Source organism: Larkinella humicola (assembly GCF_008727875.1).
Lineage (GTDB): Bacteria > Bacteroidota > Bacteroidia > Cytophagales > Spirosomataceae > Larkinella > Larkinella humicola.
Genome location: NZ_VTWS01000007.1, coordinates 77,282 through 101,486, shown reverse-complemented (window position 1 = coordinate 101,486; position 24,205 = coordinate 77,282). Strand labels below are relative to the sequence as shown.

Annotated in this window: 18 protein-coding genes and 1 tRNA gene; 9 read left to right on the top strand and 10 right to left on the bottom strand. The window is 50.8% G+C overall.

The annotated features are described in order from the left end of the window. Positions 1 to 357: 357 nt before the first annotated feature. Entirely contained in the window at positions 358 to 2,808 is a 2,451-nt protein-coding gene (locus F0P93_RS24520) for a TonB-dependent receptor (RefSeq protein ID WP_150880378.1), read from the top strand. Between the two features lie 305 nt (positions 2,809 to 3,113). Here the strand turns inward: F0P93_RS24520 and F0P93_RS24515 are convergent, their stop codons facing one another. Together F0P93_RS24515 and F0P93_RS24510 are read right to left on the bottom strand one after the other, a co-directional pair. Beyond that, positions 3,114 to 4,301, bottom strand: a complete 1,188-nt coding sequence (locus F0P93_RS24515) for a phosphoglycerate kinase (RefSeq protein ID WP_150880377.1) — start codon at positions 4,299 to 4,301, stop codon at positions 3,114 to 3,116. Between the two features lie 439 nt (positions 4,302 to 4,740). Beyond that, on the bottom strand, positions 4,741 to 6,741 hold the full coding sequence (locus F0P93_RS24510) for a S9 family peptidase (protein ID WP_150880376.1): 2,001 nt from the start codon (positions 6,739 to 6,741) through the stop codon (positions 4,741 to 4,743). 111 nt (positions 6,742 to 6,852) lie between these two features. On the opposite strand from F0P93_RS24510, the gene F0P93_RS24505 reads away from it, so the two are divergent. Beyond that, positions 6,853 to 7,677 carry an alpha/beta hydrolase gene (locus F0P93_RS24505; RefSeq protein ID WP_150880375.1) on the top strand — a complete coding sequence of 275 codons (825 nt, stop codon included), beginning with the start codon at positions 6,853 to 6,855 and terminating at the stop codon, positions 7,675 to 7,677. A 114-nt stretch (positions 7,678 to 7,791) separates the two neighbouring features. Here the strand turns inward: F0P93_RS24505 and F0P93_RS24500 are convergent, their stop codons facing one another. Continuing rightward, positions 7,792 to 8,559: a MerR family transcriptional regulator gene (locus F0P93_RS24500; protein WP_150880374.1), complete on the bottom strand. Its 768-nt coding sequence runs from the start codon at positions 8,557 to 8,559 to the stop codon at positions 7,792 to 7,794. Between the two features lie 118 nt (positions 8,560 to 8,677). On the opposite strand from F0P93_RS24500, the gene F0P93_RS24495 reads away from it, so the two are divergent. Beyond that, positions 8,678 to 9,151: a GNAT family N-acetyltransferase gene (locus tag F0P93_RS24495; RefSeq protein WP_150880373.1), complete on the top strand. Its 474-nt coding sequence runs from the start codon at positions 8,678 to 8,680 to the stop codon at positions 9,149 to 9,151. Positions 9,152 to 9,241: 90 nt separating this feature from the next. Next, on the top strand, positions 9,242 to 9,562 hold the full coding sequence (locus F0P93_RS24490; protein WP_150880372.1) for a hypothetical protein: 321 nt from the start codon (positions 9,242 to 9,244) through the stop codon (positions 9,560 to 9,562). A 41-nt stretch (positions 9,563 to 9,603) separates the two neighbouring features. Here F0P93_RS24490 and F0P93_RS24485 read toward each other — a convergent pair whose 3' ends face one another. Beyond that, positions 9,604 to 10,323, bottom strand: a complete 720-nt coding sequence (locus tag F0P93_RS24485; RefSeq protein WP_150880371.1) for a hypothetical protein — start codon at positions 10,321 to 10,323, stop codon at positions 9,604 to 9,606. Between the two features lie 256 nt (positions 10,324 to 10,579). Between F0P93_RS24485 and F0P93_RS24480 the strand changes: the two genes are divergently transcribed. The 4 genes from F0P93_RS24480 (at position 10,580) to F0P93_RS24465 (ending at position 16,060) form a co-directional block, all read left to right on the top strand. Beyond that, positions 10,580 to 10,936 carry a hypothetical protein gene (locus F0P93_RS24480; RefSeq protein WP_150880370.1) on the top strand — a complete coding sequence of 119 codons (357 nt, stop codon included), beginning with the start codon at positions 10,580 to 10,582 and terminating at the stop codon, positions 10,934 to 10,936. A 271-nt stretch (positions 10,937 to 11,207) separates the two neighbouring features. After that, positions 11,208 to 11,612, top strand: a complete 405-nt coding sequence (locus F0P93_RS24475; RefSeq protein ID WP_150880369.1) for a hypothetical protein — start codon at positions 11,208 to 11,210, stop codon at positions 11,610 to 11,612. Positions 11,613 to 11,630: 18 nt separating this feature from the next. Next, complete coding sequence (locus F0P93_RS24470) at positions 11,631 to 12,221, top strand: hypothetical protein (protein ID WP_150880368.1); 591 nt, start codon at positions 11,631 to 11,633, stop codon at positions 12,219 to 12,221. Between the two features lie 287 nt (positions 12,222 to 12,508). Then, positions 12,509 to 16,060, top strand: a complete 3,552-nt coding sequence (locus tag F0P93_RS24465) for a carboxypeptidase-like regulatory domain-containing protein (protein WP_150880367.1) — start codon at positions 12,509 to 12,511, stop codon at positions 16,058 to 16,060. An 80-nt stretch (positions 16,061 to 16,140) separates the two neighbouring features. Here the strand turns inward: F0P93_RS24465 and F0P93_RS24460 are convergent, their stop codons facing one another. The 4 genes from F0P93_RS24460 to F0P93_RS24445 all read right to left on the bottom strand — a co-directional run bounded on the left by F0P93_RS24460 (position 16,141) and on the right by F0P93_RS24445 (position 22,524). Next, positions 16,141 to 17,136 carry a carboxypeptidase-like regulatory domain-containing protein gene (locus tag F0P93_RS24460; RefSeq protein ID WP_150880366.1) on the bottom strand — a complete coding sequence of 332 codons (996 nt, stop codon included), beginning with the start codon at positions 17,134 to 17,136 and terminating at the stop codon, positions 16,141 to 16,143. Between the two features lie 14 nt (positions 17,137 to 17,150). Further along, complete coding sequence (locus F0P93_RS24455) at positions 17,151 to 19,049, bottom strand: hypothetical protein (RefSeq protein ID WP_150880365.1); 1,899 nt, start codon at positions 19,047 to 19,049, stop codon at positions 17,151 to 17,153. A gap of 614 nt (positions 19,050 to 19,663) precedes the next feature. Then, complete coding sequence (locus F0P93_RS24450; protein ID WP_150880364.1) at positions 19,664 to 20,527, bottom strand: leishmanolysin-related zinc metalloendopeptidase; 864 nt, start codon at positions 20,525 to 20,527, stop codon at positions 19,664 to 19,666. 53 nt (positions 20,528 to 20,580) lie between these two features. Next, positions 20,581 to 22,524 (bottom strand): S41 family peptidase, encoded by a 1,944-nt coding sequence (locus F0P93_RS24445; protein WP_150880363.1) that lies wholly within the window; start codon positions 22,522 to 22,524, stop codon positions 20,581 to 20,583. Between the two features lie 217 nt (positions 22,525 to 22,741). On the opposite strand from F0P93_RS24445, the gene F0P93_RS24440 reads away from it, so the two are divergent. After that, on the top strand, positions 22,742 to 23,194 hold the full coding sequence (locus F0P93_RS24440; protein WP_150880362.1) for a hypothetical protein: 453 nt from the start codon (positions 22,742 to 22,744) through the stop codon (positions 23,192 to 23,194). A 124-nt stretch (positions 23,195 to 23,318) separates the two neighbouring features. On the opposite strand, the gene F0P93_RS24435 is transcribed toward F0P93_RS24440, so the two are convergent. Then, positions 23,319 to 23,390, bottom strand: a tRNA-Arg gene (locus F0P93_RS24435). 127 nt (positions 23,391 to 23,517) lie between these two features. Next, positions 23,518 to 24,192: an NUDIX hydrolase gene (locus tag F0P93_RS24430; RefSeq protein WP_150880361.1), complete on the bottom strand. Its 675-nt coding sequence runs from the start codon at positions 24,190 to 24,192 to the stop codon at positions 23,518 to 23,520. Between the last annotated feature and the right edge of the window lie 13 nt (positions 24,193 to 24,205).

The window sequence follows — 24,205 nt, the reverse complement described above, 5'->3', positions numbered from 1 at the left end:
CAATTTTTAAGAATGCGTGCACCAGAGGACAAAACCGCACTCTGATCGGGTGTTGGAATAACGGACTGTCCCCAGGCATGTGTGACACTATACACCCGTTTAAACCGTCATACCACCCGTTGACACCTTTTTGATTGGGGAATGCAACCTTCCGGCTCATCTTTGCATCAGTCAATCAAAGCCGGTAACATACAAGGGCTCCCCGAACCAGTCATCATCAAAAAATAACCATCTATGTAAGATAAGGTTCTATGTAATACCTACTACTTAACTTTGCCACGTACCCCGGATCTGATCCGAACAGTAAACAACACTTTGAAGCATACTACGTAAACAACAACCTACTAATACATCACTATGAAAACGTTTATCACCGCTGTGTGTACATGGCTGGTTATGACGGCGGCAATCGCCCAGACTCCGACGAAAGGCAAAGTTCGCGGGCTCGTTATTGACCCCACTCAAAAACCGTCCGAATTCGTCACCATCCTGCTGGTAAAGGCTAAAGACTCGACGCTGGTGAAAGGCGTGATTACCAACGACAAAGGGCAGTACGATTTCGACAATGTGGCCGATGGTGGCTACCGGGTGGCCACGTCACTGGTCGGTTTCAAGAAAGTATATTCAGAACCGTTCGTGATCGATGCCGCCAATCCGGAGGTGCAGGTGAAGACGCTGACGATGGTGGAAGAAGCCAAAAGCCTGAACGAAGTAAAGGTTGTAGCCAAGAAACCGTTCATCGAACAGGAGATCGACCGGACGGTGGTCAACGTGGAAAACAGCATTGTGGCTAGTGGCAGCACGGCCCTGGAAGTGTTGGAAAAAGCACCGGGTGTCACCATCGACCGCCAGAATGACAACATCCAGTTAAAAGGAAAAGCGGGCGTTATCGTCATGATCGATGGCAAACAGACGTACCTGTCGGGTCAGGAAGTGGCCAATTTGCTGAAAAATACGCCGAGCGATAACATCGAAAAAATCGAGATCATTACCAATCCTTCTTCCAAATACGATGCCGCCGGCAACGTGGGGATCATCAACATCCGGATGAAGAAAAACAAGAATTTCGGCACCAACGGAACGGCCATCGCCGGGGTGGGCTACGGTCGGTATGAGAAAGCCAACGCCAGCCTGAACCTGAACCACCGCGTCGGCAAAATCAACGCCTTTGGTAACTACAGCTACTTTCACAACCGGCGGTTTCAGGAAAATAGCCTGGACCGGGTTATTCCCTACAACGGCAAAATCACCTATTTCGACCAGTCTTCTTTCCGCCCCAACCGCTTCGACGGGCATACATTCCGGACGGGCGTCGATTATTTCATCAATAAGAAAAGCACGATTGGCGTGCTGGCGACCGGTTTTATCAACGACTGGCGGCAGGACAACGGGATCAACAACTCGATTATCCGGAATGAACTGGGTCAGATCACGCTGAAACCGACTACCGATGTTTCGGTAAAAAACAAGTGGTCGAACCTGACGGGTAACCTGAACTACAAGTACGATTTCGACGGCAAAGGCCGCGAATTGACGACCGACCTCGACTATTCCCGCTTCAACGGTGATTCGTATAACAACCTCAGCACGACCTACACCAACGCCAACGACAGCATTGTTCAGCCCACAGCCAAGGTTCGCAACGACATGCCATCGACTATCGAAATCTGGGCGTTCAAGTCGGATTACGTACATCCTTCCAAAATCGGCAAGTGGGAAACCGGGGTGAAAACCAGCTTTGTGAACTCGGACAACAACCTGACATACGAAGATTATGTCGATGGTCGCTGGGTGTTTAACGCCAAGCAAAGTAACCAGTTCAAATACACTGAAAACATCAATGCGGCTTACGTCAATTTCGCGGGCAAATTGAACAGCAAAACCAGCATTCAGGCGGGTTTACGGCTGGAGAACACCCAATCCCGGGGCAATTCCGTTACGCTGAATAAAATTGTCGACCGGAATTACACGAATTTGTTTCCAACGATGTTTATTTCCCGACAGATCGATACCAACAACGTCCTGAATCTTTCGTTCAGCCGCCGGATCGACCGTCCGAACTACCAGAACCTGAACCCGTTCCGGTTCTATCTGGACCCGTACACGTATCAGCAGGGGAATCCGTACCTGAAACCCCAGTTTACGAATTCATTCCAGTTGACGCATGTCTACAAGGGCAAGTTTTCGACGACGCTGGGCTATAGCCGGACAACGGACGTGATTGTCAATGAAGTACCGGGTCAGATTGCCGAAGAGAATATTACGTATGTTACCACCGACAACCTGGCCACGCAAAACAACGTCAACCTGACGGCGAGCTTCCCGGTGGCGGTGACCAAGTGGTGGAACATGCAGAACAACATCGGCGTGAATTACAACCAGTACGATTCGCCTTACCTGGGAGCGCAGTACAACGTGAGTTTTGTGTCGTACAACATCTATACGTCCCAGAATTTTGTAATGCCCAAGGGGTTCAGCGCCGAAATTGCCGGCTGGTATAACTCGAAAAATCTGTACGGTTTTTACGAGGCTAAACAAATGGGTGCCTTCAGCATCGGGGTACAAAAAACGCTGATGAATCGGAAAGCCACGCTGAAACTGAATGTGAACGATCCGTTCTGGCTGAATAAGTTTGAAGGGAGAGCCGTATACCAGGATATTAATTTTCGGGTGCGGGCCCGGTGGGAAAGCCGCATTGCCCGTCTGACGTTTACGTACCGGTTTGGCAACCAGAATGTGAAAGCGGCCCGTCAGCGCAGCACCAGCACGGAAGCCGAACGCAACCGGGCCGGTGGGGGTAATAATTAAATAAAAGTTAAATAAAGCAAACGGCGGACGGTATTTGGTCCGTCCGCCGTTACTTTAATAGATAATTAGTTTAGGTTAAGAAAGCAGAAAGCCATTCCCACCTTGAGGAGTGGCTTTTTTGATTTTTAAAAGTACGGTAACCTTCACCCATTTCAAAATTTCATTTGGTGACATGATGTATATACATTTAATATATTTGCATCATATGCGGTTTTTTAATTTAAATGTCGTAAAAAAAGGTCACTTTCGGTGACCTTTTTTGTGATTTCCTAAATGATAATTACTAATCAATTAATTGCAGTTTCTCAGTCCAGAGCCGCCACACCCGGTAATACTTTGCCTTCCATATACTCCAGCAAAGCCCCTCCACCCGTAGAAACGTAGCTCACCCGGTCGCCATACCCGGCGTTGTTGACGGCCGAAGCCGAGTCGCCCCCGCCGATGAGCGAGAACGCGCCGTTGTCTTCCGTGGCTTTCACGACCACATCCGCAATGGCGTTGGTGCCAATGGCGAAGTTGGGGAATTCGAATACGCCCATCGGGCCGTTCCAAAGGATGGTTTTTGACTTGGACAAGATATCGCTGAAGAGGGCAATGGTGTCAGGGCCGATGTCCAAACCTTCCCAATCATCCGGGATTTCGCCGGTTGCAACGATTTGGCGGTTGGCATCGTTCGAAAAACCGTCGGCAATGACATTATCGACGGGTAAATACACCTGAACACCTTTTGCTTTTGCTTTTTCAAGCAGTTCCAGCGCCAGTTCCTGCTTATCAGCTTCGAGCAGTGATTTGCCGATTTTGCCACCCTGGGCTTTGGTAAACGTATACGACATTCCTCCGCCAATGATCAGGTTATCGACACTGTCGAGGAGTTTCTCGATGATCAGGATTTTATCCGAAATCTTGGCTCCACCCATGATGGCCGTGAAGGGCCGTTCGGCGTTGTCGAGCACCCGCTGGGCATTGTCGAGTTCGGCCTGCATGACATAACCGCAGACTTTGTCTGTGAAAAACTGGGCAATCACCGCCGTGGAAGCGTGGGCGCGGTGGGCCGTTCCGAAGGCATCATTCACATAAACGTCGCCCAGTTTCGACAGTTTCTCGGCAAAAGCAACGTCTCCTTTTTCTTCTTCCTTGTAAAACCGCAGATTTTCCAGCAGCAGCACCTCACCGGGTTGCAGCGAATCCGCCATTTCTTTGGCCGATTCGCCAATGCAATCGTTGGCAAACTTTACGGATACGCCCAGCATGATGGACAATGGTCCCACCAGGTGTTTCAGCGAATATTTATCTTCAGGGCCGCCTTTGGGCCGGCCTAAGTGCGACATCAGCACGCACGAACCGCCGTCTTTCAGGATTTTAGAGATGGTCGGCAACGTAGCCTTCATCCGGGTATCGTCCGTAATTTCGAATTTACTGTTCAGCGGAACGTTAAAATCAACCCGAATCAGGGCGCGTTTACCGGAAAAATTGTAAGAGTCTAAAGTTTTCATACGACAGATTTCCTGTTAGTTAGCAAAATCCGCCCGAACTTAGGGGTTTTTGCTTAAACGTAGCAATTTGAAAGGTAGCTTATTGAATTTGTTATAATTATAAAAGTTTAGTTGCAATTTTTCTGTGATGTTATTCAAATGCTACCCTTACTCTTCGTTTAGTTTTTTGTGCCAAAACGGTTTTTTTGCCCCGTTTGAGGGCATCACAGCGCAGCGTCGGTAGCATAATCACGCCCCTACCTAACGACAGCGTGCCGTCAGGCACGCGACGATTCCCCGCACTGTTGCGTACCTAAAGGCACGCGTGGGCGGTGGAATGATTATTTTTGGCTACCGACGCTACGCTGTGATGCTCTCAAACGGAGCAAAGACAACACTTATGCAAATTACTTGACGTGCTTATAAATCGAATTCAGGGCAAAAACAACACCTGTGCCCATCATTTGCCGGTTCCTAAAACCGCTACCGATGTCTTCAAATACTGGTTGAACCATTTCAAATACCGGTCGAAACGGTCGGTTTGGTAGCTCGGAACCGAAAGGCCGTGGAACTGGCCGGGATAAATAATGAGCTGCGTCGGCACACCCAACGACTTGAGGGCCTGGTACATCTGCTCGCTGCCGGCAATCGGCACGTTGAAATCTTTTTCACCCCCCATAAACTGCGTCGGCGTTTTGATGCGGTCGGCTTTCAGGAACGGGTAGGAGGCTTTCAGCCACTTGTCGGTATTTTTCCAGGGCGTTCCCAACTCGTTTTCGTACTGATTGATGTACTGGTCGGAACCGTACATCGTCATCTGCAACGAACTCCCGGCCCCGCTGGCGGCTGCCTTGAACCGTTGGTCGGTGGCGATGGTGTAGTTGGTCAGAATACCGCCGTAGCTCCAGCCGCCAATTCCCAGTTTAGCCGGATCGGCGATGCCTTTGGCAACGAGGTAATCGGTGGCGCCCAGAATATCCGCTACTTCTTTGTTGCCCCAGTCGCCGTAAATGGCTTTGCAAAACGCGAGTCCGCGCCCGCTGCTGCCCCGGTAATTGACCCCCGCGACCACGTAACCGCCCCCCGCCAGGATTTGCCGCGAAAGGTCGAACCCAAAATTGTCCTGACCCACCGGGCCACCGTGAATGAAGAGAATCGTCGGCATTTTCTGACCCGCCGACGCGTTGGCGGGCTTGAAAAGCATGTTTTCGACCTGGGTTCCGTCTTTGCTGCGCGATGTAAATCCTTCAACCGTAGCCAGTTGGAGCGGAGCGACAAACGCATCCTGGAGGGTAGTGAGCCGCCGAACGTTCCCGTTTTCAACGACGTAGAGTTCCGCGGGCAGTTGCGGTTTGCTCATCAGCGTTGCCCAGCCGCCTTTCGGATTTTGCTCCAGATCGGCATAGGCGCAATCGTCGTGGGCCACGCGGTTGAGTTTGCCGGACGCCAGTTCATAGGCGCCGACGTAGGTTCGGCGGTCGTCATCCACCAAAACCGCAATGGATTTGCCATCCACCGACCAGCGCGGATTGCGAACCGGGCGATCCAGGGCCGCCGAAACCAGTTTGGGTTCTCCGCCGTCGGCCGAAATAACCGCTAAAACCGGCTGATCGTACATGATGAAATTGGTCGAAGCCGTCGAGCGCAGGTACGCAATTTGCCCCCCGTCGGGGCTCCAGACCGGGCTGTTGTCTACTCCGGGCCAGTTCGTCAGTTGCTTCATCGGGGCCTTGGACCGGGCCTCGATCACGAACAGGTCGGTATTTTCGTTTTTGTCAGGATCGGTAGTGCGGTTGCTGACGAAGGCAATCTGCTTGCTGTCGGGCGACCAAACCGGGGCGGTTTCGTCGTAGGTGCCTGCCGTCAGTGTATCGAGTTTTTTGGATTCAATATGGAACGCATAGAGGTGTGCGGCCCGACGGTCGAGGTAACCCTTCCGATCTTCTTTGAAATGATGGCGGTCGATGACGTAGGGGGTACGGATTTTGGTCTTCGCCGAATCGGAATAGTCCTTGTCGCGAATGACCAGCGCAACGGTTTTGCCGTTGGGAGCCCATTCGTATTCTTCCAGTTCTCCTTTCAGGTCGGTGAGTTTTTTGCCTTCGCCACCCCGTCGGTCGAGGAGCCACAACTGGCTGTCTTTGTCGCCGTTGCGGGTAGCGACAAACGAGATAAACCGCCCGTCGGGGCTCCAGCGGGGGGATGATTCGCCGTCGGGGCTGCTCGTCAGTTGGACCGACTGTTTGCCGTCCCAGCTAATCATCCAGATGTCCGAGTTGCGTTTGTCTTTATCCTTGTCCACCGACGACAGGGAATAAGCCACCCACTGGCCGTCGGGCGAAACCTGCGGGTCGGTGATGTTCTGCAATCTCAGGATGTCGGAAGGAACAATGGGACGTTTGGCGGGCGACTGGGCCAGGACGGTGCCGGTTAGCAGGCAAAGAAAGAAAATGGACTTCATGCGTTTGTTTTGAAGAGGAATCAGCCCATGAAGATACAAAAAGTTTGGAAATGGTTTTATTTTGCAGCCTTTTAACAAATGAAACTACTCCCATATTGAACCAGCTACAACATGACCGTTTCCCGTTTTTTGTTCCTTCTGACCAGTTTACTTTGTCTCCAACAATCGGCTTGGGCAACTAAAATCGATACCGTCGAAACCTACAGCCCTTCCATGAAGAAAACCATCAAAGCGGTGGTGCTTACACCGGATTCGTACGCGGCTGGCAAGGAATTTCCGGTGGTGTATCTGCTGCACGGGCACGGCGGTTTTTACGGCGATTGGGTCAAAAAAGCACCGGCTACCCGCAACCTGGCCGACACCTATCAGGCCATTATCGTTTGTCCCGATGGCAATGCATCCAGTTGGTATTTTGACAGCCCGGTCGATCTTTCTTCCAAATACGAAACCTACGTTTCAAAAGAGTTGGTGGCCTGGGTAGACAGTCATTATAAAACCATCAAGAACCGCACGGGCCGGGCCATCACGGGGCTGAGCATGGGCGGACACGGCGCGTTATACCTCGCGTTCAAACATCAGGATGTGTTTGGCGCTGCGGGCAGCATGAGCGGGGGCGTGGACATCCGGCCGTTTCCGAACAACTGGGATATGGCGAAGTGGCTGGGAACCTACGCCCAAAACCCGGAACGCTGGGAGCAACATACCGTCATTAACCTGCTTCATTTGCTGACGCCCGGCTCGCAGGCTTTGATTATCGACTGTGGAACCGACGATTTTTTCTTTCGGGTCAATACCAACCTGCACCAGAAAATGCTGGACATGAACATTGCCCATGACTACATCACCCGCCCCGGCGCACACAACTGGAATTACTGGAACAACGCCGTTCATTACCAGTTTCTGTTCATGCGGATGTATTTTGACCGGAAGGGATAGTTTACGGTTTACGGTATACAGTTTACGGTAGCTGACGCATTATCCTTCGCAAGCTAGCTAATACGTCGGCCACTGAAAACCAAATACCGTAAACTGTATACCGTAAACTGTTACCTACTTCCCGTCCACAAAATGTGTCATCGCTTTGCTTATAAACTGGGCGTAGTCGGGGTTGGTGACGCCGTTGTGGCTGGTGTAACGGAGGTCATCGACATACAATAGGGCGAGACCGCGGTAAGCCGCCAGCCTGTCGCCGTTGCAAACCGAATCGCCCCACATCCGTTGGATGAAGGCATAATGACGGGCGACTTGTTGCTGAACCTCCGTATCCGCCGGGTCTTTGTGCATGAGCTCGCCCAACTTTCGGGCAATTTCCTCGCCCTCGGCTTTGGCAGTGGCCCACTCGGTTTTGCTGAGTTGACGGATGTTGTTCTCCGATTCGTCCACGACTTTGGCGCCGTAGGTGTCGACAGCTTCCTGTCGGTAGGCTTCCGCTTTTTCTTTCGGGAAGCCTTCGTATAATTCTTCGTCTGTTAGCATAATGGATTCTCCTTTTAGTTTTGAAATGGTTTTGTCAATCGTACTCAGCAAGGTCGTGAGTCGGTCACGTCGGTCTTTCAGCGCGTTTTGGTGACTTTTTAACGCGGTGACGAGATCGAAGTCGGGGTCTTCCAGCACCTGCCGGATTTCCAGCAACGGAAAATCCAGTTCCTTGTAAAAGAGAATCTGCTGCAGTTGGATGAGCTCTTTTTCGCCGTAAAGCCGGTACCGGGCTTCCGTGCGAACGGACGGTTTGAGAAGGCCCAGGCGGTCGTAATGGTGGAGCGTGCGCACGCTGACCCCCGCCAGATTCGCCAGTTTTTTGACCGAATACGTTTTCATTTTCAGGACGTTGCCGATGTTGACGTTGTAAAGGTAGGCTATGACGTAAGGGGAGAGTCAAGAAAAAAATGAAGTATTTTTTAAACTTTACCGTATTTTACCGAAGTTATCGACTCCCTTGGAAACCCACGCACCCATTCCGGACCTGATCCGACTTGCCCGAACACCCGCCGACGCCGATGCTGTCCTGCGGATGATGGAAACGTTTTGCGGGCTTTTCAACTACCCGTTCGACCAGCCGCTGCGCCAGATGCTCATTCGGCAAGTCCTGGAAAATCCGTCACTGGGCTCGCTCTGGCTGGTTGAGTTGGAGAATAAACCGGTGGGCTACGCGGCCCTGACCTACGGTTTTGCTTACGAATTTGGCGGAAAAACCGCGTTGGTCGATGAACTGTTTATTGAAGAAGACTACCGGGGAGCTGGGCTGGGCCGACGGATTTTACAGAGCCTGCAAAAAGCCGCAGACGAACTCGGTGTGTCGGTTATTCATTTGCAAACCGAGAAATACAACCCCCGCGCCAAACAGTTGTACGAATCCGCCGGTTTTGTCGATCAGGAGCGGAGTACGCTGACGTGGAAGAAACCTGATTAAGGTTTACGGTTTTCAGTGGCTGACTCGTTAGCCCTCGGGCGCCAGCCTACCGAAAACCGTATCCTGAAAACCATAGACTTATTTCAAACAATGAAATTTTTTGTTCCCGCTACCAAGAATACCGAAGAAGCTGAAAAAGTGCATGGCATTTTGCGGAAGGCTATGTTAAAACACCGCTATGACACCACCGATTTACGCATTTATTCCATCACGTTTGACGACAACGGCATGCGAATTACGGAAACCGTGGGTAAACCGTCGGAGACCTCCGGCGAGACAATTGTGGCCATTTTTCAATCCGGCGATCTCTACCTGATTTGTACGAATAACCGGGGGGTTCTGCGGGGCATGCCCATGATCGCGGGCGAATGGGCAGTGACCGATGTGGAGTTATTTGAAGGAGCAGTGTAAAATCAATCTCCGGCTTTTATCCCTTGTCTCACTTCTTTGATCTATTCCTGAAACCCGTCATAATACGCGACCGCATTGACGAGTTGAAAGACATCCAGTTTCCGTTGGGTGAGGTACTGATTGAGTCGGCTGGTCGGATCGTCCAGAACGTTTAGGACGGATTTGCGGGACAAGTTCACGGCGCGTAGTTTCTCATTATTCCGCTGAATGAAATAGGTTTTCTGGTGCCGGAATGTCCCGTCAAACGGATCGTCGAGGCTATACGCTTCTTTTTTGGCGGCAATCAGGTTGCAACGGAACTGTTTGAGTACCCGGGTTTTACCGGCGTACAGCACGTGGTAATAGGCCCGGCTGGTCTGGCCGCCCTTCACGCTGACCTGACTGATAAACGATATGCCATTTACCGTGAATGCATCCGGCTGAACCTCGTATTCCTGCTCATCGCCCTCAAACCGGCATTTGACAACGTTGGTGGCGATGTTAAAGGCAATCAGGCAGGGGATAGGCTTTTTCGAATCACCGGTTTCCAGCGTACCGGGTTGCCAGACGGGATAGGTTAAATACTCACTGCCCAGGTACGTCACCTGCGTTACGCTCTGACTGCGATCCGGCCGGTTCATGAGAAAGCCGCCTTTGGGGTCATAATACCGGCAGGTGGTGATCACCCGTTTTTGCGCATCCTGCGTGACGATACACTGGCTGTAACCGGCCAGGCACAGCATACCCAGAAAACCAATCAGCAGGAGAGAACGATACCGCATGGAGATAGCCGAAAAAGTCACAGGAACAACCGAAGTAGTTTTAATTCCGGTCCTTAAGATACTCAAAATACGGATTTTTTTTTCAGAGAGGAGCCCGAAATCGTTGTGGTAAAAATGAAGAAAACGAATTTAGCGGCTCCTTATGCATTTATTAAGTACGAAGTTAACATATTTAGTATTTGGTATATAAAAATAAGTACTTTAGTGGCTGGAACTTGTTTTTATTTCCATCACTAAACTCCTTTTCCGTATCAAAATGAAAAAAGCCTTTACGCGTGTCGCCAGTGCCAGCCTCGGTGTTGTATTGTTAACCGGTTTATTTGGAAGTTGTTCCCGGCCCGACCACCGTCCGGATAATTGTTTAGCCGTAACTTCGCTGATCGAAGGATGTCCGAACGGATTTACGTTATTCGCTGAAATTGTTAAATCCACAGGCAATGCCACTTCCGCTTCGGGCACCCCGCTGGTGATTGCGCCGGGTGATATTATGAGTGGAGAAGACGGTTGTTATTACAAAGGAAACCTGATCGAAACCTTTGAAAATAACACCAGTTTGCGGATTACCACCGCCACCCACTGGCAACAATATAAATGCACTTCTACATCTAGATAAAAGTGCTGGCTCGATCAATCTTCGTGTATCGACTGAGCCTGGATGCAAAGAACAAGACCGCTCTGAAAATGGCCACCATTTTTGGAGCGGTTTTTTACTGCATTAACTTCCTGTTCTGGTTTTTACCCCCTTGTCGCTTCTGACCTTTCTACAGGCGAACGGACTCCAACCTTTTTGGCCGCTTTCGGGTCGTTAGGTAAACGTTTCCCGGGTGCGTTACGAAATCAGTAGACAACTGAAACGTACGGTATTAATTCATTGGTTTCAACGTATGCAAAGAAAATACGGCAGTTTTGGGTTCGCCATGAGTGCCCTGGTATTCCTGGTTGCCCTACCGGGCTGCCGAGACGTCAGTCTGGTCGATCGACCCTACCAACGCCTGATGATCCAGGATTTTTCGGAGCCACTGCGCACGGTATTACCGCCTTACGATGGGGTACCGAATTCGCTCACACTTCGAATCAGCGGCACCATTAGCAAACCGGTTTTAATAGCCGTCGATCAGTTTGGAGGAAGTCAGGGGCGCCAGGCAGTTCGCCGGGATACCTTGATGGCGGGCACTCACACTGATACACTTCTTCGAGGTGATTATTATTCCAATCAATCCACCGAACTGACCGTTACGGGCGCTACCGGTACGGTAGGAAACCTTACCATTGAATGGTACCGTCAATAATCCACTAGTATGACAGCGATGCCCCGATTTTCCCTGTTGCTGATCGGTCTGCTCTGGACCACATCCGTCCATGCCCAAGTCATCCAAAACCGAAACTCCATTCGGTTGGGTGTCGATTGGACGTCGCTCGATGCGCCGGATGCCGTAGGCCCCCGCTACGTGGCGCGGCTGGCCCGTCATTTTGGTCACGATCGTTTCCTCGTGGCGGCCGAAGCCGGTTACCTGCGTAAAACGACTTCCAACCAGCTCTTTAACGAAGTGAATCCGGGGCCCAACCAGCGGGAGCGCTTAACGGTCGATCTAACGGTATTTTATGATTTTCTGCGCCATCCCCGCCACGCGCTGCGGTTGGGAACAGGCTGGTCGGCCTGGTACCGGGGAGACGATATTTATCGGGGCGCAAGAGCTGCGTTCACGCCAACGGGTCTGCAAGCGGTGGTTATTGACCGGCAAAAACGCCACGAGCTGAACATGGGTGGGCATGTCGCCCTTGAATACGCCTGGTTGTTTGCCCCCCACTGGAGCGTCGATATGCGGGTCCGGCTGGCTGATTTGAATCGGGCCGGCATTAGTTCGATGCTGGGAGGGGGCCTTACTTTTCACTTTTGAATCGGTGTGGGTGAAGGAAGTTGGTTGAATTTATCCTGGCAAAATAAAAATGAAAACCGCCTTTTAATAGGGCTGATCTCCACTCTTCTTTTTCGTCGATGCACGCTTTCTGAAATATTTTAAACGGGAATACCTAATTGACAAACCTGCCCTGATTTCGTGTAGATTAAAAGGAGAATTGGACTGATGGATTTGATTCGAAGCTTTCGTATTTCGACCGGTAAGATCTGTAAAAACATAAGTAAAATTTGGTGGTGGAATTCTTTTTTAGTGGTAATTTAATACCTATGCGTGGCTTTTTCTTCATCGGCTGGATCACTGCCGTTCTACTTCTAGAATCAACGCTTCTGGTTCAAGGGCAAACGACAGCCGTCCTGACCGGCTATGTAACAGATGCTACGACGGGGAAACCCATGCCATTTGCCAACGTTTATGTGAATGGATCAACGCGGGGGGCAACCACTGACGAAAAGGGCTTTTATACGTTGGCTGGTGTGCCACTGGGTACGGTCGAAATAGCCGCTTCATTCGTTGGGTATCAGCCCGCCACGCAAAAAATTCGATTTGATAATACGTCCCCGCAAAAAGCCAGTTTTCGACTGGAACCCAGTGTGCAAATGCTGGATGCCGTAACCGTACGGGGCAATCCGAAGGGCTGGGAGCGGCACCTGCGTCAGTTTAAAAAGCTACTCTTCGGCGAGCCCTTTGGCGGACAGTGTCTGCTGGTAAACAGCGAAGTTCTCAACTTCAAAGAAGATAAAGAGCATCTGTATGCGACAGCGGGTGAGCCGTTGATTATTGAAAATCAGGCGCTGGGCTATCGGCTGATTTATGCACTGCAGCATTTCGATGCCACTCCGTCAGGAAATGTTTTTTCGGCGGGTACGGCGCGATTCGAAGAAGTAAAACCCGAGAACGAACGGCAGGCTAACCGGTTCCGCCGAAACCGGCTGCTGGCTTACCAGGGATCGATCAGGCACTTGATGGCCAGCCTGATCGATAATACGTTCGAGCAGGCCGGCTTTAAGGTTTATCAGGAAGATGTTACCAGGCTGATCCCCCCCGAACGTCGGTCCATTACACTGGCTGCTGCGGTTGGCGACTACAAGCGTCTGATTCCCATTCAGGTTTCTACGTTGATTCAACCCGGCCGATTACCAACCGAACGCCGGTTGGTTTCGCCCATGAAACTGATCGTATTCTATACAAATGCGGTTTCGAATTTCTCACCCTATCCCGATGCCCGTTACGCTTATACGGAAATGAAACTACCGGGCGGTCAACTGCAAATGACCGTCAATGGGGTGATTACGATGCCGGAAGGGATGGAAGCGAAAGGATCGATGGGGAATGACCGGTTATCGACAATGTTGCCCGCCGACTGGAAACCTGACGGTGCTGAAAAGGAGTCCCTGACAAACGCCCCGTTGGCCACCCAGGGAAAATTCATGCCCCCCGACACGGCTTTGGGACGGATCACGGCGGCCTTCAATGAACGATTCAAGTTGCTGGCTCCCAGTGTGTTTGTGCACATCGATAAGCCCTTTTACGCCACTGGAGACTGGCTTTGGATGAGTACGTATGTACTTGACGCGGCTAGCCACCAGCGAGCCAGTGGCGAAACAGCCCTGCAGGTCGACCTGCTTACGTCAGACGGAAAACGCGTGCAGCACCAGTGGGTACGGATCGTGGACGGACGTGGCCAGGGTCATTTCCGCTTGTCGGATACCCTCACGACGGGAACGTATCGCCTGCGCGCCTATACCAATGAAGATGATGCCCAGCGACGCCCGGCTTTCGAGCGGTCGGTAGCGGTCTATAATCTGCTTCGGAACGGGGAATCTATCCGTAGTGATTCGGTTTATCAGCCATTAGACGTTCAGATTTTGCCGGAAGGGGGGCGCTGGATTGCAGGATTGCCAGCGCGTCTGGGCGTAAAAATTGTCCAGCCAAATGGTCAGGGCTGGCCCATCGCGGGACGTATTGTGGATGATTTCGGAGCTGAAGTCGTTCGTTTCAAAACCAATCAGCAGGGCATGACCAGCGTGTCGATGGAGCCCAAACCGCAGCGGACGTATTACGCCGAGGTAGCGTATAGCGACCAACCACAACGCATGTCTCTGCCCAAAACCGAAACGGACGGTTTGTTGCTCTCGGCCGATGCGATCAGCGACACAACCCGTCTGGCGTTGACCCTGCTAAGTGCTAACCGGGCCGCCAGCGACTCCGCGTATGTGCTGATCCAGCAACACGGCCGGGTGGTCGATCAGCGAAAAATTCTCCTGCAAAATGGGGTGGCGAAGGTAAATTTACCCATGATGACCTGGTTACCGGGTCTGGCGCAGATTACCCTCTACGATGCCAATGCCCGGCCCCAGGCTGAGCGGCTGGTTTTTGTGCCCGAATTCATTGCGCCTGTCCGGGTGCGGTTGGGTTTCAACAAAAACCGGTATCAGCCCCGCGAGCTGGTCACGCTGGGCATCAATCTGACCGATAACGGAGTTCCGGCAATAGCCGCTTTGTCGGCGTCGATTACCGATGCCGACAAAATGCCGGATGATACCGCCGACGCTACACTGCAAGCCCATTTGCTTCTAACGGGCGAGCTGAGGGGACGGATCGAGAATCCCAACCAGTATGTGGTGAAGCATTCGCCTGAAACCCGTAAGGCCCTGGACGACCTGTTGCTGACCCAGGGTTGGCGACGGGTCAGCGGCACCACACAAACAGACCTGCCGGGCGGAGTATCACTCAGGGGCCGCATTTTGAATGCGAAAAAGCAACCCATACCCGGCGCGCAAATTACCGTGGTGTCGACAGCCGCCGGGCAATCGTTCGTCAAAGCAGCCGATGCGGACGAACAGGGGCGGTTCCGACTGGCGGGGCTGGTCCTTACGGATACCGTACAATTAATGACGCAACTCGCTGATCGTAAGAGAAATATTCTTTCTTCCAAAGAAGCCTTTCTGGTTCAGGAAAGGCCCGGCCAACAATGGGAAGTCAGTCAACTAACGAGTACGCCCAACGGGTCGATGTTGCGCGCTCACCTGGAAGCGGTTCGCATTCGGCAGGGAGCAAATGCCGATTTTTACCGGGATAAAACGGCGAAAGTGCTGGAAGAAGTAACGGTTCGGGCGCAAAAAAACGAGGAGAGGCCTGAGGACATTCAACGGCGTAGTTTGCACAACGGGGCAGATGCTGTTCTGGTGTTCGATGAGAAATCCCCAACCTATTCAAATCTGTACGAAATGATTCAGGGGCGTTTGGCGGGCGTAACGGTTGCACGGGAAGGAGCTGCGCAAGCGCGTAGCTACAAGGTTTTTATACGGGGTGTAAATAGTTTCAAAAGTGGAATGCAACCCTTGTATTTGATCGATGGCATTCCCATTCAGGACCCTGATGGAACCGCTTTGATGCAATTCAATTCCGGGGATATTGAACGGGTCGAATTGCTGAAAAATGGGGGTACCGCCGGTATCTATGGGGTTCGGGGCGGGAATGGCGTAATTGCTTTTTACTCCAAAAGCAAACGTTCGATGCAGGGGAAAGCCAAACCCCAGGCGGGCATGACGCCGATTCAATTCATGGGGTATCCGTCGGTACAGCGCGAATTTTATGTACCCCGCTATGATGCGGAAGCAGCAACCGGTGCTGTTTCTGGCCCGGTCGATTACCGGGACGTCTTGTACTGGAAACCCTTGATGCAAACTGATGGCCAGGGGCACAGCCAGCTCCGGTTTCCGTTATCGGATGTCGTCCGAACGGTACGCGTGGTGATACAAGGCATTACGGCCGATGGGCGTCCGGTGCTGGGCGTTGAGTTGGTTCGGGTGCAATAAGGTGGCCGCTTGCTTGCCCACAAATGGGTTGATTGGTTTAATCGGGTAAAGCCTACTTTACCATAAACTTCTGTTCATCTTCACAACGTAAGCGATACGGGCTGAGAGAGGGTTGCAGAGACAGGGCCGGTACTGTTGGTTCGTTCCTGAGCCGTATTGTTGACCGTAAATGTCGCTTTGGCATTAATGTAATACGTTGTACCGGCGGTTAGTCCAGTGATCTTTGCCTCTCCCTTTTTATCGGTGATTTTGCTCCCAATGGCAGCGGGCGAAGTGGTTGTGATGGAAGCTGCCTGCGTACGGCTGCTGAAAACGTAAACCGTTGCACCAGCCACCGGGTCAGAATTAAGATCCCTGACGGTGACGGTTAATTCCGTCGGAATGGTAAGCGTTAGGGATGCCGGTGTTGTTTGAACAGTTGTGAAGCTATTTACATTGGATTGACTGACGGTCGCAGCCGTTGGGCTGGTAACCAGAAGGTCTTTTTTTCCGGCCAGGTAATAGTCACCCGCTGGAAGATCATAGAAAAAAACGTTTCCTTTTTCGTTGGTTGTCTTTTGCCGGATTTGCCCGGCGGGGGCGGTTCCGGCAATCGATTCGGCTTGTTCCTGGTTGATAAAGAGCAGGATATCGGCTCCGAAGAGTGGCTGACTCGCAGAATTGACGGCCTTTACCTTGATTTTTCCGCCGGGGTATTGCGGCTCCAGCAGTAATTTAGGATCATTTTTGAAATCAGTATACGACATTACTTTTTCAAACTGGATGCCCTCTTTATTTTTGAACCGACCGACCACGTAAAAATTTTCGGTGGCAGGCTTATGGGAAAAGGTAAACTTGCCGTCTGAAACCGCGGTTGTGCTGATTAGGTAGGTGGTGGCACTGCCGGTCGCCGTCAGGTAAATGGTTGCTTCCGGTGCAATGACAACGGGCGCGTCTGTAAACGTATCATTGAGGTAAACGGTGCCATTGATTTCCCCGTCTTTATAAACGCTGTCTATGACGTCTTCAAAGTTAGATTCACATCCCAAAGTAAGACCCAATAACAAGCAGAAAATGAGGTAGATGCCGGTACGCATGGCCTTTGAATGGATTAAAAGATGGAAATCAATTTGGTAACTACATTCGGATCAATGGCCAACCCAAAAAACCAGCGGCCTGTCGGTACATCATATTCGCGGCTGATCTGGCCATTCATCAGGTCGTACCCTTTTCGAAAGAACAGATTGCCGCCACCCTGAACGCTTAATCCCGGTACGATGTCGATTCCCGCACCCAGAAAATAGTTTTTCAGGAACTTGTGGGTAACTCCTAGTCCGCCGGTCAGAAAGAGCTTACCCAATACACTGTTTCCCCGGGAGATATTATACTCTTTATCGGCAGTATTTTTGATAAACCGGGTTCGGGCAGCGGTTCGGGTCAGATTACTTGGCCCCAGGTACCATTTTACCCCCACCACCGCTTCAAAATTGTCGATGCCGGTGTCCGTGCGGAACTGCCCGGTGGCGTTGTCGAAAACAGACACAGTCCGTGATCCGAACACGTAGTTAATGCTGACCGATGGCCAGAAACGAACCGTGTGATAGGTTTTATAACTGCCGGTAGCGACGGGTTTTTCTTTTCCGGCTTCAAAAATGTCGTAGCTTATGTCATTGGTGCCTTTTGCGGTTCGGCTCTCGTTAATAAGCACATCTTCTGATCGTAAGACCGGCTCCTGACTGGCTTTTTTCCGGGCGAATTCAGTATAAGCGATCTGTAAATCGTCAATTGGGGGGTCGGTTTGTTCCATCAACCAGCGAATTAATGTGCTGGAAGAATCGAATATGGCCAGTTGATCAGTACAACTATTTTTCGCTTCTTCAGCCACTCTTAGTTTGTCTTTCCGTTCATTTATCAGCATTTGTAACGCTTCATTAAATTCGGCGTCCGAAACGGGCTTTGCTTTATTGTTTTCGAGTCGGATGGCCGCATTTAACTTATTTTTATTCTCCAGCGGATATTTCAGGATACACGTCAGTTCGTCCAGTTGCTGTGCGTCCGACTTTCCATCCAGCAAGGGAGCCAGGAGTTCCTGAAGCTTTTCGACGATCAGCGCCAGGCGGGCATTTTCCACTGGTGCTCTGACCCCAGCCTGGTCATCAACTTTTATAGGAGTGCCGTCGCCCAGGTTTCCGACCGCCCGGATCGTATTTAAAATACCGCTGAGCTGATTGAACAGCGCGGAAATCGCGTTGCTGTTGACGAGTGCCTGGGTGAATGCACCGGCAAAGTCATCCGTCTGCACGTCGATCTCGGTGCGAAGCTTCGCTTCTTTCACGACTTCTTTGGCCGATACCTTTCTTCCCGAAGGGATGTTGTGAACCAGGCCACGGAGCGCATCTTTTTCAAAAACCAGATCGGGTAGTAAACCATCCGGTTGCATGGTGGCGTAATTGCTTTGGGCGTCATAATGCGTCATCCAGTTGATTTGTGGACAGTCGGACGCATACAGTACGATCTCGTTCAACACGGTTTCGGTCTGTGCGGTTGATTTTAACCAGTCTTCGTACGCTTTCTGTCGCACGGGCGCTTTCTCTTTCTCCTGGCGCAATTTTACCAGAACTAGCGTCAGTTCGGAAATAGCCGGTTTCAGGGTGTCCAGCATGTCCTTGATCACGGTTGATTCACAGCATTTGTCCATGAGGGCCTGATAAAGCCGGAGGGTGGCTTCGGCCGAAGCCAGTTGCCGGTCAATTTCGGCATTGGCTTCCGTGGGTGAGGTGACGCCGAACGGATTCAGGACTGGATCCCCCCCCGTGTACCAAAGCCAGTGATTTATCCACTTTTCGTTTGATTTGATCACCTGATACGCGATCGAACAGAGTTGGATCTGGGTCCGCTGAATCGAATCAAGGTACTGACAGCGTTCATTTTCTAACTTTTCAAGTAACCCGGTATTTTCGGGGCCGCAACATTTCTTCTTTTCCTTCAGGGCCTCGATCGTTAAATTCAACTGGCGGATACGGGCTTCGTACCGGGCGTATACGGGGTAAAGTTCATTGACAATAGGCTTGTATTGACTCCAATCCGCATACGCAGGTTTTTTGTCGAATTGAATCTTAAAAAAAGTGTTATCAATGTTTTGCTTAATTATTTTAACGGCGATTTTTCCGGCTTTTGAAAACACAATTTCACCACTATTAAAACTTGGTCCTTTGAGAAAAATCGGCTCATTGTTACCGACTTTAATCGAGTAGGTAGAATCTTTTTTCTGATGAATGGCTTTGTTTATCTTAGCCGTATCGGCGGAACCTACCTTAACTTTGAAAATCTCTGCTAAACAAGCCGGTAGGTCTGCCCACTTATTTCCCTTCAATTTGGTTTGTAGCTGCGTCTCCCGTTTTATTTTGTCATCCTGAATAACGAGCGTCAAAGCTGAGTTGCAGGGTATAAAAGTAGGTAAGAAGGAAAGGAGCAATCCCCCACGGCTGACAGCAAGCGTGTCAGGTTGCTTTGCTCTATCAGTATTTTTGCACCCTATGCACTGGGAAAAAAGCGGTTGGGCGTGATGAAGAAAGAGGGTAAGTAGCAGGCAGGCATAGCGAATCATGGCAATAGGCGGTTTTGTTACTGTAAACTGTCTTCAGGTAATACCGTAGGAATAATAGACAGCATGGTGCCTAACTCGAGGGAATCCTCCGCAGAAATCAATTCACCACTTTCGGCCAGTTGGAGTAGGTTCGGCAGTGTGTAGGCTTCGGCGGCATTCATATCCACGACATACCCCATATCTTTTAGGCTGCCTACGGTGACCCGGCTAAGCGGGTTGTTGCCCACGTCAATAAATCCGGTCATCAACTCATTCCGGAAAATAGGCTCGCGCCAGTGAGAGTCTTGTGTGCCGGGACCATGTTGATTTTCGACCGGAACGGGAGTGGGGCTGGTGCCTTTCAGTTGGCCGTACTCAAACATGGCCAGGGTACCGGTAAAGGTTGGATTCGTGGTTCCAGCTCCTTTCAGGAGCCCTTTTCTAGTCCAGATGGTACCGATTCCAAGGACGTGCCCCATTTCATGCGTAATTACGTGCGTCAAGCTGCCGTTTTTTTCCATGTCTTCCAGATCGGCCTTATCAAAGGTCATTCTGCCTTTAGCCGGTAGAAAAGCGGTAACCCCTGCATTGGCGGGGCGTAAGTGGGTTGGGCCTGCCTGTCCCAGAATGCCACCTGATCCGTCAATATCAGAGCCCTCCGCCAAAATCAATACATCATCGATGTTCTCGCCGTCTACCTTAATTGTCGGTAAATCACCGACGATGACACTGCTCCAGCGGTCGGCTGCGGTTTTAAAGGCGCTTTTCTGGTTTTCGGTCAGCCCACCTAAAAACCGTACTTCAATAGTAAATGGGGAGGTTGAATTGGCTAATGCCTGCGCCAGGTTTACATCTGCTTTTGCAAAATAGGATTCGATCGCATTCTTTTTCTGCTTTTTCATGGGATAGCGTTTTTAGGATTTATGAGGATCGATAAGATCAGGAAGGCTGAAAATTAGATTTCTGCCCGATAACGGCCTACTAGTTCATTGCCATCATACGCCCTGATTTCCAACGGTCGGCGCGTTTCTTCGGCCGTTGATAGAGTAAATGCCGTTTGATTTAGTTTGATATCGATCGATTCAATCGGGCGCTCTGCCACGTAGACATCAATCCGTGTGATTCCCTGGACATCGACGGTGAAACTGACCTGGTTTGTGGCAACCTTCCCGGATCTGATTTTCAGTTTTCGCACCGGCAGGGTGGACAGGATAGCCCCGGCCCGATTGATAAGATCCTGGTTTTTATTGAGTAAGTCATTCCTGGTCAGAAAGTGACGTTCGTCCGGTATGACACCGAAATCTTCCACCGGTGTTCCGGCCCGCCGACCTACACGTAAGGTTCGACGAACCGCTACCCGCAGGCTGGTGCCTTTCGGCAATGGCTTATAGGGGGAGTCTGCTTCCGTCAGAAGCTGTGAAAAAATAGCATGGGTCCAAACATTCGCCCCACCTGCCCCCGTAGTTCCGTCTGTCCCCAGCACGGGGCCAATACTGTGGTCTTGAAACCCAGCCGCAAAAATGTCAGTCGTACTGTAGCAGAGTGAATCGACGATGAGCACTACCGGGCCAAAGTACCGCTGTCCTATTTGGTTACAGGCCCTGGTTTCGGAGATGGGAAAACCGGCCGAAAAGGAAGCTCCTGATTGGAGAGCTTGTTTTAAGGACTCAATCCAGGGGTCTAAAGCCACTTCGCGGGGCGCGTTTCGGCATATCAGCAGATTCAGGGGGGTATTAATGAATTGCACGGGTTCAGGCTCGATCGGGTGGGGCGTCAGTAACTGGAGAAGAAATTCTCCATTCATAATAATGCCTCCACCATTGCTCCGGACATCCAGCATCAGACCCTCTCCCGGCAACAGCGTAATCAGCCGTATAAACTCGTTAATAAATCCCGGTACGTCCTGGTGACTGAACGTAAAGATTCTCAGGTAACCGAAAGTGCCGGATGGTGTCGTTACTGTTCGTGCCTGGAATATATGGGGAAGTGTACTATCAAGATCCGAAAGCGTTGCTCCGCTGGCCAGTTTAACGGCAACCTGCTTTTGGGCCTTTATAACTTGCGGTGCAAATAGGGCTTTTCGCATTTGCTGAATGAGATCCTGTTCCAGATCCAGCCCTGTTGTCATCATGTCCGCCAGATCTTGCTGGCGACTGTCTCCTTCAGCGGCATCCGGTAATGGAGGATTCACCATCCAGTCGAATCGGATTTCCTTTAGTTCGCCATCGAGTGTTCGGTAGCCGACAATAACCCATTCCTCACTCGGTGCAGGGGCAATAATCAGTGCCCTGGTCGTCAGAGTTTGCACCCCTCTGGCCAGACGTGCTTCCCGGTTGCTGCCTGCATAACGGGCTGCATTGTTCAAAACCGCTTTTTCAATGGGCATTCCATTCCAGTAGACCACCTCTACCCCCGGACCGAAGGTTGGATGGCTGAACCCTGGAGAGACGTGCGAGACAAGGTAACGTCGTTCTTTGCCCTCAAAATAGTCTTCCACCATAAATGGAAGAAACGCCGTCATTTTCCTGAACGGATCTGGCAAAAGGTAATTGGTGTGGAGATCCCGAAGCGACGTAAATATGTCGGTCATTTCGTGGTGAAATTCGGTTTCGGACGGCATGCTCGTTTCTTCACCAAATTCAAGGGTCTGTAAAAGTAGTTTAAGTCGTTGGACAGGATCAATTGCGTGCATTGCCCTTTTCAGGGGCAGGTGAGCGTAATTTTGTTCAATGAGGAGGAGAGCCTGCCGGACAATCGTCTTACGATCTTCCAGGTTGAGTGTGCTTGAAGAGGAGAGAAAAACCGGCAGGCTGGTTGCTCTTTCAAAATGAGAGCGTACCGACGAATTCATTTTTTGAAGATAAGCCGGCCGTTTAAATGGAATGGATTCTCTTTTCATTGTAAACACAAGTAGCTATTTGTGGATCAAAATTGCCACTTGAGTCGCACGCATTCAAGGTGAAAATACTCCTATAAATCAGGGGGAATTTCCCGGATTTTTATAGGAACTTCGGGATATTTGAAGTGAAATTTGTATTCTGGCGATTCGACACCCCTCTTCATGAGGAGTCGCTTCGATGATAAATGGAAATTGATCATGTAAGACGGGAAGCGGCATGAAACGAAATATCTTTATATTCCTGACTTTACTTTTTTGCTTAGGGGTACAAGCTTGTGACAAACCCGGCTGTGGTTGTGCCCCTCCCTTAAGCTCAGAGTTAATGGGTAAGTGGGAGTGGATTAAAACCGTGACACCAACTCAAGTAATTACTCCCCAAACCATGGGAAATCGCCGTATTCTTCAACATGAAAATGATGGAAATGTCGATTATGTTGCTTTCTATCAAAATGATTCCTTGTATTTGAAGCTGGTTCGATCCCGCAATTTTAATCAGGAAGACAAAGACCAACGGACCATTTTAGAAAACTACGGAACCCATCAAATGAAGTATTTTCTAATTGGAAGGGATTATCGTGTGACCCGGGAAATGCAAACCAGTGATCTCATGAAGGCATACACCGAACAAGCAGATACCGTCCGGCATTTTTACAAATATGCTGGACGGTGATGTGGATTGTTTATCAACTCAAACTTTTATCGCTGGGAAGACTGTTTTTAAAAACAATTCGGAGAGGGCTCAGAAAACAAAAACCCCCTCTACGCAGCGTAGAGGGGGTTTTTGCACTAGTTCGTGAACCCGAAGGGATTCGAACCCCTATCGTCGGTACCGGAAACCGAAATTCTATCCATTGAACTACGGGTCCATTCGCGGGCTACTGCCCGTTTCGGGTTGCAAATATAGTGATTGTTACGCCTTTTTCGCAAGCCCGGCTTTTTCTTTTTTATTCATTTGCCCCTTTTTTCGGGTGCGTTGGCACCTTTCTCCCTCACTTACAGCAACTTCATGGTGTCGTAATCACCCACCGCGTGGAGGTATAAAAAGTGAATCAGCAAGCCGTTGATGTTGGTGATGAGCTTGTGGGCTTCGGGCAAGGTCGTCACGGCGGTGGTGATGCGTTCGAATTCGGAGGCTACGCCCATGTCCTTGTGGTGAAAATCCATGATTTGCTGGCGTGGCAGTTCGCGCTCCACGAAGAAATAGTGCATGGCTTCGTCGCTGGTGCCGGTGCTGGGAAACCACAGCCGGTTGTTGAGTTTGGTCAACTCCTCCGGTTTTACGTTCAGACCGATTTCTTCGCCCACCTCGCGGGCGGCCACTTCCTGCGGGTCATCGGCCGCGTCGACCATGCCCGCCGGGTGTTCATAGGTGTGTGAGCCGTCGCAGATCCGCCGTTGGCGCACCAGCACCACATATTTGTCCTTCGTTTCCTGGTCGATCAGGCACACCAGTACCGAGGCTGCGTGGCCTTTCAGAAACAGCGCGGGCGGTATTTTGTCGCCTTCCGGTGTGTTGGCATCCACTTCCAGCATGGCGAAAAGCACCTCGCCGTTGTGGCGTCGGCGGATGTAAAACTCGTCTATTTTATTGATGATCAGTCCATTGGTTTCGGCCTGTTGTTTCCAGAACCGGTATTTGGGCGCATCAGCCAGCGATTCTTTTTTCATATTTATTCGTTTT

Bases quoted from the DNA above. Each gene is read 5' to 3' on its own strand.
- F0P93_RS24520 (WP_150880378.1), top strand. From the start codon at position 358: ATGAAAACGTTTATCACCGCTGTGTGTACATGGCTGGTTATGACGGCG.
- F0P93_RS24515 (WP_150880377.1), bottom strand. From the start codon at position 4,301: ATGAAAACTTTAGACTCTTACAATTTTTCCGGTAAACGCGCCCTGATT.
- F0P93_RS24510 (WP_150880376.1), bottom strand. From the start codon at position 6,741: ATGAAGTCCATTTTCTTTCTTTGCCTGCTAACCGGCACCGTCCTGGCC.
- F0P93_RS24505 (WP_150880375.1), top strand. From the start codon at position 6,853: ATGACCGTTTCCCGTTTTTTGTTCCTTCTGACCAGTTTACTTTGTCTC.
- F0P93_RS24500 (WP_150880374.1), bottom strand. From the start codon at position 8,559: ATGAAAACGTATTCGGTCAAAAAACTGGCGAATCTGGCGGGGGTCAGC.
- F0P93_RS24490 (WP_150880372.1), top strand. From the start codon at position 9,242: ATGAAATTTTTTGTTCCCGCTACCAAGAATACCGAAGAAGCTGAAAAA.
- F0P93_RS24485 (WP_150880371.1), bottom strand. From the start codon at position 10,323: ATGCGGTATCGTTCTCTCCTGCTGATTGGTTTTCTGGGTATGCTGTGC.
- F0P93_RS24480 (WP_150880370.1), top strand. From the start codon at position 10,580: ATGAAAAAAGCCTTTACGCGTGTCGCCAGTGCCAGCCTCGGTGTTGTA.
- F0P93_RS24475 (WP_150880369.1), top strand. From the start codon at position 11,208: ATGCAAAGAAAATACGGCAGTTTTGGGTTCGCCATGAGTGCCCTGGTA.
- F0P93_RS24470 (WP_150880368.1), top strand. From the start codon at position 11,631: ATGCCCCGATTTTCCCTGTTGCTGATCGGTCTGCTCTGGACCACATCC.
- F0P93_RS24465 (WP_150880367.1), top strand. From the start codon at position 12,509: ATGCGTGGCTTTTTCTTCATCGGCTGGATCACTGCCGTTCTACTTCTA.
- F0P93_RS24460 (WP_150880366.1), bottom strand. From the start codon at position 17,136: ATGCGTACCGGCATCTACCTCATTTTCTGCTTGTTATTGGGTCTTACT.
- F0P93_RS24450 (WP_150880364.1), bottom strand. From the start codon at position 20,527: ATGAAAAAGCAGAAAAAGAATGCGATCGAATCCTATTTTGCAAAAGCA.
- F0P93_RS24445 (WP_150880363.1), bottom strand. From the start codon at position 22,524: ATGAAAAGAGAATCCATTCCATTTAAACGGCCGGCTTATCTTCAAAAA.
- F0P93_RS24440 (WP_150880362.1), top strand. From the start codon at position 22,742: ATGAAACGAAATATCTTTATATTCCTGACTTTACTTTTTTGCTTAGGG.
- F0P93_RS24430 (WP_150880361.1), bottom strand. From the start codon at position 24,192: ATGAAAAAAGAATCGCTGGCTGATGCGCCCAAATACCGGTTCTGGAAA.